This window comes from bacterium (assembly GCA_039961635.1).
Taxonomy (GTDB): domain Bacteria; phylum 4484-113; class 4484-113; order JAGGVC01; family JAGGVC01; genus JABRWB01.
In genome coordinates this window covers 1-14,842 of the sequence record JABRWB010000059.1, presented here as the reverse complement: position 1 = coordinate 14,842, position 14,842 = coordinate 1, and the positions used below count along the sequence as shown (strand labels likewise).

The following is a 14,842-nucleotide window of genomic DNA, read 5'->3' as shown; positions in this document are numbered from 1 at the left end:
TGGCTCAGGTTGACGGACTGGCATGTTCTTGAAGTGCACGCAGCCTTGAGGCAAATTCCAAAAACCGGGCTTCCCGTTCCCGGTCCAACCTGAACTGCCTGTGAAACTGGAATCGCGGAATTAGCAATGCTCTTGCTCCCGGCAAAAACGGGACGCCCTCGACGTCCTCCGGACGCGTTTTGCTGAACAATGCAGCCGCCAGGCACGGCTCGATGGATGCTTTTCGAAGGGCGCGGATGTGTCGCGCGAAGCTCCGCCCCGTCCAATGCACTGTATCTATGACCGCAATCCGGCTTAAACGCGCCGGGATGCTGGCAATTTCCGAAAGCGAAAATACTGGAGTGCGAAGAATGTCCGAAAGCTGGACTCCCAAAACCCAGCCGCTTCGCTTTATGGCGACGAGAGCGTGAATGGGCCAGGTTTTGTGAAGGCGGATTGATTCCGCAAGGCCCAACGCGCGGACATAAAATTCCAAAGGGCCGATATGTTGGCCTGGAGGCGGCAATGCTCCTTCTTCGCTTGCTGTCAAGTGGAAAGACACAATGCGATTGTAACAACAATCTGTTGACAGAAATGCGGCAAAAAGCGATGTTGTGAACCGTTTCACTCCTGATAATTCAGCCTGCAGGTTGTAATACGCATGTTAGAATCTTGCGCCTTTCGGGACGTTCCGACCGGCAAATTCCAGGCTTTCCGTGGAGCGATGATGGCCGAAATCGAATTGAGCATAGTATCCCCCGATGAAACGAACATCGGCCCGTACGATGCGCGCCGCGCGTCGTTCGATTGGTCTGTCGCGAAAAAGGAGCTTGGGTACGAGGATAATTCCCTATTCAATATCGCCTACTTCTGCGTGGACCGCAACTGCGAGCGCGGACTCTCCGGAAAAACCGCCCTTATTTGGGAATCGAACGAGGGCGAAGAGAGGAAGTACACCTACGACCAGATGCGTTTGTACTCGAACGCGTTCGCAAAAAAATTGACGGAATTGGGAGTCAAGCCGGGCGACCGTGTTTCGATATACCTCGACAGGATTCCGGCGCTTTATTTCGCGTTTTTCGGAATCCTCAAAATCGGCGCAATCGCCATGCCGATGTTTTCCGCATTCGGCGAGGACTCGCTCGAAGTAAGGCTGGCCGATGCGGAGGCATGCGCGATCATCACGAGCGCGAAGCTCGTTAAGCGCGTAAGGAAAGTCCGCGAGAACCTGCCTGCGCTGAAAAACGTAATCGTAGTTGACGGCGAGCCTTCCAAAGTCGCCGATAACGAGACGTTTTTCGACGTCGAGTCTTCGGAAAGAGTGGATAATTGGGACATTTTCCCCGCCGATTTTGAGACGCCTTCCGTCCTTCACTATACATCCGGCACCACGGGGCAACCCAAGGGAGCTTTGCATGTCCACAACGCCATCTTCGGCCAGCACTTGACCACCAAATGGGTGCTCGATCTCCGGCCGGACGATATTTACTGGTGCACCGCCGATCCGGGCTGGGTGACCGGTATTTCGTACGGCGTAATCGGCCCGTGGAGCATAGGCGTCACGCAGGTCGTTCTGGAGGTTGGATTCATTCCGGCGCGGTGGTATGCCGCAATCGAAAAGCACAGGGTTACGGTTTGGTATTCCGCGCCGACCGCAATCAGGCTGCTGATGCGCGACAGCGAGCCGATTATTCCCGGTTACGATCTTTCGTCGCTTCGCCACCTATGCAGCGTCGGCGAGCCTCTCAATCCGGAAGCTGTCGTCTGGGCGCAGAAAGTTTACGGCAAGCCCTTCCATGATACTTGGTGGCAAACGGAAACGGGCGCGATCATGATTACGAACTTTCCCGGTATGAAGATTTATCCCGGTTCCATGGGCAAGCCGTTTCCGGGCGTTACGGTCGGAATCTTGGACGACGAATACAAGGAGATGGATGGAACCGGCAAGGCGGGCAAACTTGCTCTCAAGCCGCCGTGGCCTTCCATGTTCCGCCAGTACTGGAGAAGTCCTGAAAAGTACGAGTCGAAGTTTATAAACGGATGGTACATCACGGGCGACCGGGCGCGCCTGGACGAGAACGGTTACTATTGGTTCGAGGGGCGCGACGACGACGTTATAAACACCGGCGGGCATCTGGTCGCGCCGTTTGAAGTGGAAAGCGCGCTTCTGGAGCACGAGGCCGTGGCCGAGTCCGCGGCGATCGGCACGCCCGACCCGGTCAATATGGAAGTTGTAAAGGCATATATCTCGCTTAAGCCGGGATTCGAAGCTTCAAAGGAACTGGAGCTGAAGATAATGAACTTCATCCGCAAGAAGCTTTCGCCGTTTGCGATGCCGCAGTACGTCGAATTCGTTGACAGCCTTCCGAAAACCCGAAGCGGGAAAATCATGCGCAGGGTGCTGCGCGCGATGGACCGGGGCGAGCCGGTCGGCGATCTTTCCACGCTTGAGCAGGATTAACGAAAAGGAGCAGCAAATGGCAATAGAGAACGTCGTGATCAACTACATAACCGAGGAGTATTTGGAAGACGACGACGACGAGGTGACTTTGGATACCCCGTTGATTTCGTCCGGCATCGTGGATTCGTTTTCCATGGTGTCGCTGAAGGCTTTCTTGGAGAACAAATACAAGATAAGCATTCCCGACGAGAGGGCGACGCCGGAGGCTTTCGACACCGTGCGAAAGATAATCGCGCTGGTGAAGGAATACGCGCCGGACGCCGAGTAGTCCAAATCGAACTTTGCAGTTCATTCCGCGCGGTCGGCGGTTTTTCGAGCGGCCGCGCAAGGGAGGTTGATCAGGTCATGGCATATTCGGACACCGCACGCTCCATCTACCAGGAGCAGCTTGCGGGCATCAAACGCGACGGGCTTTACAAGGAGGAGCGTTACATCCACTCCGAGCAGGGAGTGGAAATCGAGGTCGAATATCCGGCCGGCTCGGCTCCGAGAAAGGTGCTCAATTTCTGCGCCAACAATTATCTGGGATTGTCCAGCCATCCCGAAATCGTAAAAGCCGCGCATGACGGATTGGGCAGCCGCGGTTACGGAATGTCGAGCGTCCGGTTCATCTGCGGAACGCAGGATATCCATCGCGAGCTTGAAAACAAGCTGACGGCGTTTCTGGAAACCGAGGATACGGTTTTGTTTCCGTCCTGCATGGACGCGAACGCGGGAGTCTTCGAAGCCGTTCTGACTAAGGATGACGTGATGATAGCCGACAGGCTTATTCACGCGTCCATAGTGGACGGAATTCGCTTGTGTTCCGCCAAGTACGACACATACAAGCATTCGGACATGTCGCACCTTGAAAAAAAACTGCAGGAGAACAAGGATGCGCGGTTTAGGATGATCATCACCGACGGCGTCTTTTCGATGGACGGCGACATCGCAAAGCTGGATCAAATCTGCGAACTCGCTGACAAATACGACGCGATGGTGATGGTGGACGATTCACACGCGTCGGGATTCATCGGCAAGCGCGGCAAAGGCTCGCACGAGCACTGCGGCGTGCTCGGCCGGATAGACATAATCACGACGACGCTCGGCAAGGCGCTTGGCGGCGCGTCGGGCGGCTGCGTGAGCGGGCGTCGCGAGCTTGTAGACCTGTGCCGGCAACGCGCAAGGCCGTACCTGTTTTCAAACACCGTCGCTCCTGTGATTGTATCGGGCGCTATACGCGTTCTCGACATCATTTCGGCGACTACCGAGCGCCGCGACAAACTGGAAGCCAACACCGCGTACTGGCGCAAGGGGCTGACCGAAGCGGGATTCGACCTCAAGCAGGGCGAGACTCCTATCGTGCCGATAATGCTCTACAACGCAAAGCTCTCGCAGGACATCTCCCGCGACCTGATGGATGAAGGAATATACGTTATAGGATTCTTTTTCCCGGTCGTGGCGCAGGGCCAGGCCCGCATCCGCACACAGATTTCCGCCGCGCACGAAACCCACCACCTCGACAAGGCGCTGGAAGCGTTCAAGAAGATCGGTGGAAAATACGGCATCCTTGGATTGAAGAAAGACGAGATCATCGCGAAGTACGGGCTGTAGAGCAATTTGCGGCCGTCCGCATATCCAATCCCACACCCTGGCGCTCGAATGCGGGAAGCCGTTTTGGCGGGCGCGAATCGGCTGTTCGATGTTATACTCATCCGGGGGTATTGAACCGCGCGCGATGAGCAAGGAATTGGAAACACTTGAAGCGCTGGAAGCCGTTGTCGAACTGCTGGCCAAGCGCGAACAGGAGCTGGCCGAGCTTCAGCAAGTTGTCGAACGTCTCAAAGCGGAAAACATCGAGTTGATGCAGGGAAAGGCCGCGTCGGGTCAGCCGGCACAGGCTCAATCCGCGCAGCCTGCGGCGGAGCAGCCCGTCGCGCGCCAAACGCCGCCGCAACCGGCGCATTCCGAGCCCGCAGCCGCGGTCGCCCGTCCAGCGGCTCCTGTTGGAGTCAAAACAGTGATGATTGCGGACTCCAACCGGCTGTTCAGGATCAACCTCAAGAGCATCCTCGACTCGAACGGCTTCGCGCTGGTCGGCGAAGCCGCGACTCCGATAGAGATACTTCCGCGGGCGAAGGAAACAAATCCGGACATCATGATATTGGACTACGGAATGTCGGGGCTGGATTTCAAAACGACGATAGCGGCGCTTCGCCAGGTGCTTCCGTCCTGCAAGATCGTCGTCCTGTCCAACAGCATGGGACGCGACGAGATTTACGAAACGATCAAGGCAGGCGCAAGCGATTTTGTGATGAAGCCGATCCACCATATCAGATTCGTCAGCGTTTTGAAGGGGCTTTACACATCCAAAAAAAACTAGGCGGTTTCATATGTTTTGCTTTCGTCATCATTCTTGCTTGTTTGCATTCGCATTCATCTCAATTGTGGTCTCCTCCTGCACCGGCGACAACCGAACAGGGGCATCGGCAATCCGCGGCTCCTCCGATCCGCCGGCTCCCGTGCTGATATCCGCAGAGCGTTTTGAGGATTCCGAAAAGAATGCTTCAGGGCTTCCCAAGGGAATACAAATAACATTCACCCGCCTGACGAATCCCGGAGTCGCGGGCTATTACGTTTACCGCGATTCCCTGCCGATTACCGCTCCCGATCCGTCGCTGCGGATCACGGTCGGCGGCGACACGCTGATTCCCCAGCCGGAAAGCGGCTCGTCGGTGGTCGTCCTGGACCTGTTCGAAAACGGGTTCTTCATTGTTCCCTGGACTTACTACTACCGCGTTTCCGCACTGGACATTTACGGAAACGAAGGCCCCATGTCCAACCAGATGTCCTTCACCACGTCGGAATTCAATCCAAGCGTTCCGGTGCCTTCCGAAGGGTATTGGGGCGATCGCATCGCGATAACCGGCTCAAACTTCGGGGAGTACGATGCGGACACCGACAAAGTGTTCTTCCCGACCGGGAACGGCGGTTTGGCGCAGGCGGCGATCGCTTCCTGGTCGGCCGGTGAAATCCAGGTGGATGTGCCGCATTCATCCGTCACGGGGCCGATTACCGTCTCGATAGCGGGCACCGCGGCCCAAACGGACCAGCCTTTCACCGTTCTCAATCCGTTTCTGTTTCATGCCGAGCCCGATCACGGAGCGGAAGGCGATATCATTCATTTGCACGGCGGCAACCTTGGCGAGCTTTCAAGCAGCAATCTCGTGCTGTTTCCCGGCCTGACTGCAAGCCCCATCCAAAACATTATCAGCTGGACGGACTCGGAAATCGAGTTGAAAGTCCCCAAAAATACGCGTGTGGGCCAAATTTTCGCCCTCATAGACGGCAAAGCCACAAACACCGTTCCATTTTCGGCCCATCCGAGAATAGATTCGGCGTTGACCTCCGGCGGCCGCCCCGGCCAGTTGTTCGTGATAGACGGCATCAACTTCGGCTCGACGCGCAGCGGCGGCCTTGTCACTTTTCCGCTGCTTAAATCGGGCGAAAACTATCCGCTCTGGAGCGACACCAGGGTGGTGGTGGAGATTCCGGAAGGCGTGATTTCCGGCCAGGTTTTCGTCAAGGCCCGGGATCAATTCTCGAATCCTCTGGATTTCGTCGTCTGGGACGATCTTTCTCCGGAACTGACAAGTCCCGCTCCGGACGAGATTGTATTCGGCGATTTCCGTTTTTCGGTTGCAAACAATCCCGATTACGACGGTGTCAAGTGGTACATAAGGCCGGTTGGGGCGCCGTTCCTGGACATTCCATACTTTACGCCGTCGGAGCAGCCCTTCGATTTTGAAGGCAATTCCCTTGCCTTGGCCGGCATTCGAAACGGGCATTACACGGTCACCGCTCGGGTGACGAGGGTGGGCGAGTCCGCGGACGTGGCTGTGGATGTATATATTGTAACCACGCCCGGTGACCTTAATCTCGACGGAGTTGTGGACGACATGGACATAGCGGTTGTAGACGAGAATTTCGGTCTTACCTCGGGCCGGGAGGGATACTCGCCCCTCCGCGATGCAGATTTGAACGGTGTCATAGACGAAACCGACGTTTCCACCATCGGGTATCACTTCGGCGAGACGTCTCCATAGCCGTTTCCGTTACAACTTTTAACAACTTTTGCTCCCGAAACCGGGAACAAAAGCTGATGTCGTGCGTCTAAACGTTCGGAAGTCGCCCCTGATGGCTTCCAGCTTCAATTACCCCTCCCCCCAATGAGGGCCTTCCTAATAGGGAAGGCCTTTTTTTTGCCTTGGCAACGGTTGTACGAGCTCGCGTTTGCTAAAATTCCCCTTCATGAGGTTTCATCCCTTCAGAAGCGGTGTGGCGCTGGCCGTCACCAATGCTGTATTTACGATCGCGCTCGGCATTGTTGCCGGCTTTTTCAGGCTGGGCACGGAAGTGGTTCGCGTGCTTCGGAGCTTGTACTGGGGTTACGATACAACCATTGTGGGCGTGCTGCTGGGCGCATTTTCGGCGCTCCTGCTGGGCTTCGCCATTGGGTGGTTTTTCGGCGCCGTATTCAACTTTTTTTCCTATGTGGACGAAGCGGCGAATTACGATTAGCGGCGGGGACGCGGATTTGTTTCGCGCATGTTAACATTCTCCGGCTTGACGTTGCGCGCTTACATTCCGCTGATGACTCTTCAGCTGTTCCTGGTCAGCGGGACATACCTTTTTGCCAAGCTCGGCACGGCTGAAATTCCCGTAATCCCGTTTGCATTGCTCCGGTTTTGCTTGAGCGGTTTGGTTCTGTGGCTGTTTTGCCTGGCCACCGGCAGAATCCGCCGGATAGAGCGGCGGGACTGGGCAATGCTTGCGCTTTTGTCCATCCTGCTGATTCCCATCAACCAGGGGTTCTTTCTTTTCGGACAGAACCTGTCCAGGACTACGCACGGCGCGTTAATCTACTCCCTTGCGCCTATTTTCGTGGCCTTATTCGCGGGTATTTACCTCAAAGAAACGGTACCGGCCTACAGATGGGCGGGAATCCTTTTGTCGGTGGTCGGCGCCTCCGTTGTGATTTCGGGACAAGGGATCTCTTGGGCAAACGACAGCTTCCGGGGAGACGTGCTCATACTCGTCGCAATGCTAAGCTGGGTGGCATTCACCGTCGCCGGCAAGGAATTCGTTACGAAATACGGCGCCTTTTTCAGCATGACGGCTATTCAGCTGGTTGGATTGGCGATGGTGCTTCCGCTCTTTCCCCTGGCGTACCGCCAGTATTCGGCAAGTGTGCCCGTTTCGCCGATCGGATGGATATCTCTGCTTTACGTTTCGCTTGGAACGTCGGTTCTATCTTATGCCCTGTGGTACTGGGCGCTCGCGCGGGTTGAGACTGCAAAACTGGGAGTGCTGATGAGCCTTCAGCCGATGGTTGCCGCTGTTTACAGCTATGCCGCATTCGGCGCGGAGGAAATCACACTTCCTTTTGTCGTCGGAGGGGTGCTGGCGATATTTGGCGTATGGATGGCGCATTCCAACATGGTTCGGCGGCCGCCGGATCGAAGCGTGAGTGATAAAATCTAAACGTGTTCACTGGGCTGATTCAGGCGGTCGGCGTCGTCAAAAGCGCCGTTTCAAGCGGGTCCGGTATCCGGCTTGCGATAAATCCCTTATCGGGTACGGATTTTGGATTTGCAGCCAAAGCCGGGGATTCTGTCGCGATTGATGGAGTTTGCCTTACGGCGGAGAAAAATTGCGACGATGCTCTTGAATTCTTCGTAACCGGCAAAACCGCAATTGCGACAACGCTCGGCAGCCTGAAATCCGGGGACAAGGTGAATGTCGAACCTGCTTTGAAAAGCGGCGATTCCATCGGCGGCCATTTTGTGGCCGGGCACGTTGATTCCATGGGAAAAGTGCGCACTGTTCGACCGCCTATTGGGCAGGACGGCTGGCTGGAGATCGCCGTCGAAAGGGATTCCAAGCCGTATTTGGTTTCCAAGGGCTCTATCGCGGTGGACGGAATCAGTCTTACGTTGCAGGAAATCGATTCGGACGCATTTGGATGCGTTTTGGTGCCCGAAACCTGGAAAAGGACGAAGCTTCCTTGGGTTGAATGCGGGGACATTGTGAATCTTGAGTTCGACTTAATCGTCAAAGCAGTGGTCAGGTCGGTCTCGGGTATCATCGGGAGCGACTCGAAGCTTTCTTTCGAGCAGCTTTCCTTATGGGGTTATTGATGGAAATCGATCGAATCGAGCGGGTGGAAAAGGCTCTCGAAGAGCTTCGTTCCGGCCGCTTCATAATACTTGTCGACGACGCCGACCGTGAAAACGAGGGAGACCTCGCAATGGCGGCGCAATTTGTCACGCCGGAGGCCATCAACTTTCTGGAGCAGCACGCAAGGGGGCTTATCGTCGTCCCCATGACTTCGGAGCGGCTTGCCGCGCTCGATCTGCCGCTAATGGTGGACAAACCCACGGAAAGACATGGCACCGCGTTCACGGTGTCCGTGGACGCCAAATCCGGCACTACAACAGGAATCAGCGCCAGAGACAGAGCGAGAACGATTCAGGTGCTGATGGATCCGGCATCCAAGCCCGACGACCTTTTGAGGCCTGGCCATACTTTTCCGCTGCGGGCGGATCCCGCCGGCGTGTTGCGGAGGGTGGGGCAAACCGAAGGAATAATCGACCTGACCAAGCTTGCGGGGCTCACTCCGGGCGGAGTCCTTTGCGAAATCAAAAACAAAGACGGCAGCATGGCGCGGATGAAGGACTTGGAGTCGTTTGCCCGGGAGCACGGATTTTTAATCGTTCAAGTCGCCGATATCGTCCATTACCGGCTGCAGAAAGAAAACTGGGTTCAAAACGTCGCCTCGGCGGATTTGCCGACGAAGTACGGCCATTTCAGGATTGTCGCGTTCGCGACCAAAGACGGGGCGGAAGAACACGTCGCTTTGACGATGGGGGATATTCTGCCCGAAGAGCCCGTACTTGTGAGAATGCACAGCAAATGTCTCACCGGAGATACGCTTGGCAGCCTTCGTTGTGATTGCAACGATCAGCTTGTGTTCTCGATGAAAGCCATTGCGGATGCCGGCAAGGGTGTTCTCGTCTATCTAAATCAAGAAGGGCGCGGTATCGGGCTGGCGAACAAAATCAAGGCATACGCTTTGCAGGACGAGGGTTACGATACGCAGGAAGCAAACGTTAAACTTGGTTTCCCGCCCGACAAGCGGGATTACGGAGTTGGTGCTCAAATTCTGCGGATGCTCGGCGTTCGGAAAATTCGCCTGATAACGAACAATCCCTTAAAAATGATCGGTTTGGAAGGTTACGGTTTGGAAATCGTCGAGCGGGTGCCTGTTCCTCTGGAGGTTGTTTGCAACGACGAAAACAGAAGGTACTTGAGCACGAAGAAGGAGAGAATGGGACATTTGCTTGAAGAAAGCATGGAGGTCGCGCAGGGCGGGAATGCACAATAATCGCAATCACTCGGCACTGTTTTGGTATCCCGCTGTTGCATTCGCGCTTGTTGCATGCATCTTCATGGCTGGATGCAATCCTGGCGAAGATTCCAAAGATGCGGAAGCCGCAAGGGACGGAGGTGGACAAAAACCGGACGCCGCTTTATACAAGCTTGCGCTCGGCTTCGATGGAAGTGAAACGCCGGCGGGGAAATTCGAAGAGCTTGCATCCGTGGCCGCGGGCGCCGGCAATGTGTACGTCGCGGACAGAGCTTACAGCGCGATTTACGTATTCGACGAACGCGGCAAATTTCAAAGCTCGATAGGATGCGGATTCAAAATTGACGATTACGCGTTGGGAAACGATGAGCTTGCGTTGTCCAACGCAACGATGGTCGATCCATCTTCTGAAGCCTTAAGACACGAAATCGCCCTTCACCGGTTCTTTCGGCCGGAAGATTTGGAATTTGCTTCAGGCCACATTTTCGTTCTTAATTCGTTTTTTTCATCCCTGGTGCCCGAACCGGTTGCGGTTCCGGAAGTGATAGAGTTCACGTCGACTGGCCAGTTTTACAGGAATAAAAAGCTGCATATGGCGATAAGACCCGGTTACCTCGCAGTGGACGGGTCTTCGAATTATGCCCTCACAGACCAGGAAGTTGACGAGTTCTACACCGCTGACAGCAACGGAAACGATGTTTATATCAACAAAAAGAGCATGGTGGGGTTTAGAGGCTATTACCTGAAGTTGCTTGATGCCGGGGACGACACCAGAGCGATTGAGTCTGTCAGGGCGCTTTTGTCGAATACGGGAGCGGCGCGTTTTCAGTTTCGAGGGATTGGGGGTCTGGCGATTTTCACTCCGGTTATAGACGGAGAGCCCAGCCCCGGGGAGAACAAGCTGCTCGTGTGCGATTCGGGCAACAACAGAATCAAAGTGCTGACGTACAAAGGCGAGTTATTGAAGATTATTGACGGGATCAGCGGAAAGAAAAAATTGTTTTCGCGCCCAATCGACATCTCCATTCTTGATGGAGGCCGGTTGGCGGTTCTTGTCGCCGATCCTCCGTCGGTCGTGCTTCTCGCGAGCAATTTCGAAATATTGGGGAGGTTCGGTGACGGTGATCTCGTGGAGCCGCGAACAATTTTCGCCGACTATTCCGGCGATATTTGGATAGCGGACAGAGGCGCTGCAAAGGTTTTCCGTTATACCCCCGCGGACCGCGGAAGCTGATTGTGACGGCGAAAAATACGGAAATCGGTGAATTGCTCCGCGACGTAAAGCGCGGCGACAGGCTTGCGCTATCCCGCGCCGTCACTATCGCGGAGAAATCCATCCAATCCGCGGCGGGGCTGATTTCGAAAATGGACGCGTTGCCGGCCAGGGCGAAGCGCATCGGAATCACCGGTCCGCCGGGAGTGGGAAAAAGCACATTGATATCAAGGCTTCTCACCCCGGCGCTTGCCGAAGGATTCAAGATTGGATTGATATTGGTGGATCCCACGAGCGAACTTACCGGGGGAAGCCTGCTGGGCGACCGGGTAAGGCTGGGCGGGGAAGTCCAGGATGAGAAAGTTTACGTGCGCAGCATAGCTTCCCGCGGCGCAAAAGGCGGATCCTCGTTCGCGGCCGCCGCCGCCGCGGTTTTGATGGAGCACTGGGGAGCATCATTCATTTTTGTGGAGTCGGTCGGCGTGGGACAAACGGGCGGCTCGATTTCGGATATCGTGGATTTCACGTGCCTCGTTCTCGCTCCCGGCTCCGGAGACTCCGTTCAGACTCTCAAAGCAGGCTTGCTGGAAACCTCGGAGGTATTCATAGTTAACAAGTGCGACCTGCCGGGCGCGGACGCTTTGGCGGCGTTGCTCGAAGCGGAATACGGAAACGCGGGTTCGACTTCCCGGCATATCGTCCGCTGTTCTGCCGGCGAAGGAAGCGGCGTAACCGATGTTTGGAGACTCATCCTGCGGATATATGACGATATCGAAGGCAATCCCGGCGCCGCGGCGGAGCGCCTTCAAGGAAAAACGGCCGGATTGATCCGGGAACTCGTGGAAGGCGCATTTTCGAAGGCTCTGCGATCCGACCGATCGGTCATAGAAACCGTGGAAAGGCTTGCGGGCGCCGCTTCCGCTGGAAAAACTGATCCGTACTCCGCCGCTGAAATCGCGATAACACACATAATTTCCCGTGCCGCCGATTTTTGGAAAGCGGCATCGTGAATGGTAAAAGCCGCCTTAAGAGGTTCGCCGACAGCCGCAAAGCAATGTCAATAAGACGATTTACCAACTTTTTCGAAAATGTTTGTAAAAAGTGGCGAACGCGTGTTTTCGCCGGTATAATTCCTGGTCAGCCGGCTTCCGAGTTATCAACAACGGCGCCGCTGGCTTACCGGTTGTCCTGCGAACGGTAACGGAATGCAGGATTCCGGATTTTCCCGATTTTCACAAGGAGGTCGCTTTCAGTTGACCGATAAGCCAGTTTCAGCAAGGGATAGAGATAAGGAAAAGGAAAAGGACTTGAAAGAGGCTCCGCCGGGGCAGCCCGCGTCGGTGCCTGTAATCACGCGCGAAGGCTATCTGAACATCTCCAAACTTCTGGATGCGCTTTATAAGGAGAGGGGGAATAACGGCAAGCGCGTCGAGGAGGCGATCGCGGTGCTGGACTCGCCCGCGTACCGCGCCGTCGCCCGCAGCCGCAACAAGACCCTCTACGGCTACGACGGCGCCCTCCGCCACTTTTCCAAGGACGAGGTTAACAAGGCCGAGAACCTCCGCCTCGACGACTCCGTCAAGATGTACCTGCGCGCCATCGGCCAGGTGCCCCTGCTCATCCCCGAGGAGGAAATCTATTTCGCCCGCCGCTACCGCGAAGGCGACCTTTCCGCCAAGGAGCGCCTTATAGACTCCAACCTGCGCCTGGTCGTCTCCATCGCCAAGAAGTTCCTCAACCGCGGCATGTCCTTCCTCGACCTCATCCAGGAGGGCAACCTGGGCCTCATCCGCGCCGTCGAGAAGTTCGACCTCGACCGCGGCTTCAAGCTTTCGACTTACGCCACGTGGTGGATCCGCCAGGCGATCTCCCGCGCCTTGGCCGACCAGGGCGAGCTCATCCGCAAGCCCGTCCACATGGTCGAGACCATCACGAAGCTGTCCAAGGCGTCCAAGGAGCTGCAGCAGACCAAGGGCCGCGAGCCGACCAGCAAGGAAATCGCCGAGCGCATGGACGTGACCGAGGAGAAGGTGCGCGACATCCTCAAGGTCGCGCAGAAGCCCATTTCGCTGGAAAAGCCCATCGGCAACGACAAGGATTCGCTGTTCCAGGATTTCCAGGAAAACAAGAACATCATCGCCCCCGAAGTGGAGACGATGTACGAGCTCACCAAGGCCAAGATCGACAAGATCCTGAAGACCCTCGGCGAGCGCGAGGAGAAGGTCATCCGCCTGCGCTACGGGCTGGACGACGGCCACCCGCGCACCCTGGAGGAAGTGGGCCGGGAGTTCAACGTCACCCGCGAGCGCATCCGGCAAATCGAAGTGAAAGCGCTCAAGAAGCTCAAGCATCCGACGCGCAAGCGCCAGTTCATCGGGCTGCTCGAATTCTGCGATCGAACGAGGCCGTAACCCGGCCGGTTTGGTATGGGGATCAAGGAGAGCGGCGGCGGGCAACCGCCGCCTTTTTTTTTTTGTTACAACGAAGACACGAAGACACGAAGTCACAAAGGTGAATTTGTGACAGCGGTATCCCGCGCGAATCCCGCGAAAACGCCGCGATAGATGCCTCGAAAACCACGCGCGATCGCGGGGAGCGCGTGCAACGCCATGCCGCGCGATAGTCCGCGATAATCGGCCGATCCGCGTACGCGTACGCGATGCCTTGGGAATTCGGGCGCAGGGATAAGGAAACAGGGAGCAGGCAGGTTTACAGTGGTCGGAGGCTCCGGCCTCTTAATCCAGGCTTTGTGAAAAGGACGGCCGGATCGCACAAAGCACGATGGACGGGCGCGGGGCGGAAGGTGATATACGGCACCGGCAAGCCGGTGCACTCCCATAAAAACAGGCAAGCCGGTGCACTCCCATAAAAACAGGACAGCCGGTGCACAGCACGCGGACCAGTCCATTCGCTTTGCACGCATCACGATTATGGGAAGTATTGCTTGGCAACGGCAAGCCGGTGCACTCCCATAAAAACAGGCAAGCCGGTGCACTCCCATAACACTGGACAAAAGTTTTGTATAATTGAAGTGGAGGTGTCCTGTGGGATACAAGAATCTTTCTCCGCTTCTGAAGCGGACAGTTGTCGAGGAGTTCAGGCGGGATCCGAGGCCATGCGCCATCGCCGCCCGCCTCGGCCTGCATCATGCAACGGTCAAGCGCTGGCTGGCCGAAGCCGGGATCACTCCCGATCCGGGCGCAAGCTTCGAGGATCGCTGGCTCTCCGCGCAGCGGTCGCTTGAGGAGGCCGAAGCGCTGGAGCGCCGGCGCAGGGGGATACCGGACGGGAAAGCTCCGCTACATGACGAGGAATGGTTCCGCACCGCATCGCTTGAGGAAATGTCGCTGGAGGTCAGGCGCCTTTTGCTGGGCGTGATGCTGCGGCCGGGCGGCGTGGAGGATTGCAGCCCCGCCGACGCAGCGGCGATACTCAAGGACTTTCTGGAGATAGAAAAGAAAAAGCTGGGTGTTCAGAGTTGATGGTTGAGAGTTCGGAGTTGAGCGTTGGGAGTTAAAGAACCAAAGAGCGCGGCGGTTGGGCCGCGGATTGCCGAGGAATCGGGTGAAAAACCGACGGCGTGGCGGAATCAGCCGGAATCGGATACAATCCCAGTGCCGATGGTTGCGATTTCGACACAGGAACGCCCGGCGGATTGTCACTCGCCGGGATCGGGGAACAACCGCAGGGGCGCACTGCGTGCGCCCGCACTGAATAGCTCCGGTCCCCGGTCAGGCGAAATCCGGAAAACCTCACCGCGGATATTCTTGGGTTGGAGCGT

14 protein-coding genes are annotated in these 14,842 nt (G+C 56.4%); 13 read left to right on the top strand and 1 reads right to left on the bottom strand.

What is annotated here, in order from left to right:
- Nucleotides 1-4: 4 nt before the first annotated feature.
- On the bottom strand, nt 5-454 hold the full coding sequence (locus tag HRF49_09490; protein ID MEP0814880.1) for a hypothetical protein: 450 nt from the start codon (nt 452-454) through the stop codon (nt 5-7).
- A 252-nt stretch (nt 455-706) separates the two neighbouring features.
- Here HRF49_09490 and acsA point away from each other — a divergent pair, with 252 nt between their 5' ends.
- The 13 genes from acsA to HRF49_09425 all read left to right on the top strand — a co-directional run bounded on the left by acsA (nt 707) and on the right by HRF49_09425 (nt 14,543).
- Nucleotides 707-2,440, top strand: a complete 1,734-nt coding sequence (gene acsA / locus HRF49_09485; GenBank protein ID MEP0814879.1) for an acetate--CoA ligase — start codon at nt 707-709, stop codon at nt 2,438-2,440.
- 16 nt (nt 2,441-2,456) lie between these two features.
- Nucleotides 2,457-2,708, top strand: a complete 252-nt coding sequence (locus HRF49_09480) for an acyl carrier protein (GenBank protein MEP0814878.1) — start codon at nt 2,457-2,459, stop codon at nt 2,706-2,708.
- Nucleotides 2,709-2,785: 77 nt separating this feature from the next.
- Nucleotides 2,786-4,033, top strand: coding sequence for a glycine C-acetyltransferase (locus HRF49_09475; protein ID MEP0814877.1), 1,248 nt, complete (start codon nt 2,786-2,788; stop codon nt 4,031-4,033).
- Nucleotides 4,034-4,157: 124 nt separating this feature from the next.
- Nucleotides 4,158-4,802, top strand: coding sequence for a response regulator transcription factor (locus HRF49_09470; GenBank protein ID MEP0814876.1), 645 nt, complete (start codon nt 4,158-4,160; stop codon nt 4,800-4,802).
- A gap of 10 nt (nt 4,803-4,812) precedes the next feature.
- On the top strand, nt 4,813-6,525 hold the full coding sequence (locus tag HRF49_09465) for a hypothetical protein (GenBank protein ID MEP0814875.1): 1,713 nt from the start codon (nt 4,813-4,815) through the stop codon (nt 6,523-6,525).
- A gap of 205 nt (nt 6,526-6,730) precedes the next feature.
- Complete coding sequence (locus HRF49_09460; GenBank protein MEP0814874.1) at nt 6,731-7,000, top strand: hypothetical protein; 270 nt, start codon at nt 6,731-6,733, stop codon at nt 6,998-7,000.
- A 27-nt stretch (nt 7,001-7,027) separates the two neighbouring features.
- Nucleotides 7,028-7,963 carry a DMT family transporter gene (locus HRF49_09455; protein MEP0814873.1) on the top strand — a complete coding sequence of 312 codons (936 nt, stop codon included), beginning with the start codon at nt 7,028-7,030 and terminating at the stop codon, nt 7,961-7,963.
- 2 nt (nt 7,964-7,965) lie between these two features.
- Complete coding sequence (locus HRF49_09450) at nt 7,966-8,619, top strand: riboflavin synthase (GenBank protein ID MEP0814872.1); 654 nt, start codon at nt 7,966-7,968, stop codon at nt 8,617-8,619.
- Entirely contained in the window at nt 8,619-9,866 is a 1,248-nt protein-coding gene (locus HRF49_09445) for a bifunctional 3,4-dihydroxy-2-butanone-4-phosphate synthase/GTP cyclohydrolase II (GenBank protein ID MEP0814871.1), read from the top strand. The genes HRF49_09450 and HRF49_09445 overlap by 1 nt, the downstream gene beginning before the upstream one ends.
- Complete coding sequence (locus HRF49_09440) at nt 9,856-11,082, top strand: hypothetical protein (GenBank protein ID MEP0814870.1); 1,227 nt, start codon at nt 9,856-9,858, stop codon at nt 11,080-11,082. Before HRF49_09445 ends, HRF49_09440 begins: the two co-directional genes overlap by 11 nt.
- A gap of 2 nt (nt 11,083-11,084) precedes the next feature.
- Entirely contained in the window at nt 11,085-12,071 is a 987-nt protein-coding gene (locus HRF49_09435; GenBank protein MEP0814869.1) for a hypothetical protein, read from the top strand.
- Nucleotides 12,072-12,266: 195 nt separating this feature from the next.
- Nucleotides 12,267-13,472 (top strand): sigma-70 family RNA polymerase sigma factor, encoded by a 1,206-nt coding sequence (locus tag HRF49_09430; GenBank protein ID MEP0814868.1) that lies wholly within the window; start codon nt 12,267-12,269, stop codon nt 13,470-13,472.
- A 633-nt stretch (nt 13,473-14,105) separates the two neighbouring features.
- Complete coding sequence (locus HRF49_09425) at nt 14,106-14,543, top strand: hypothetical protein (GenBank protein ID MEP0814867.1); 438 nt, start codon at nt 14,106-14,108, stop codon at nt 14,541-14,543.
- Nucleotides 14,544-14,842: the final 299 nt, after the last annotated feature.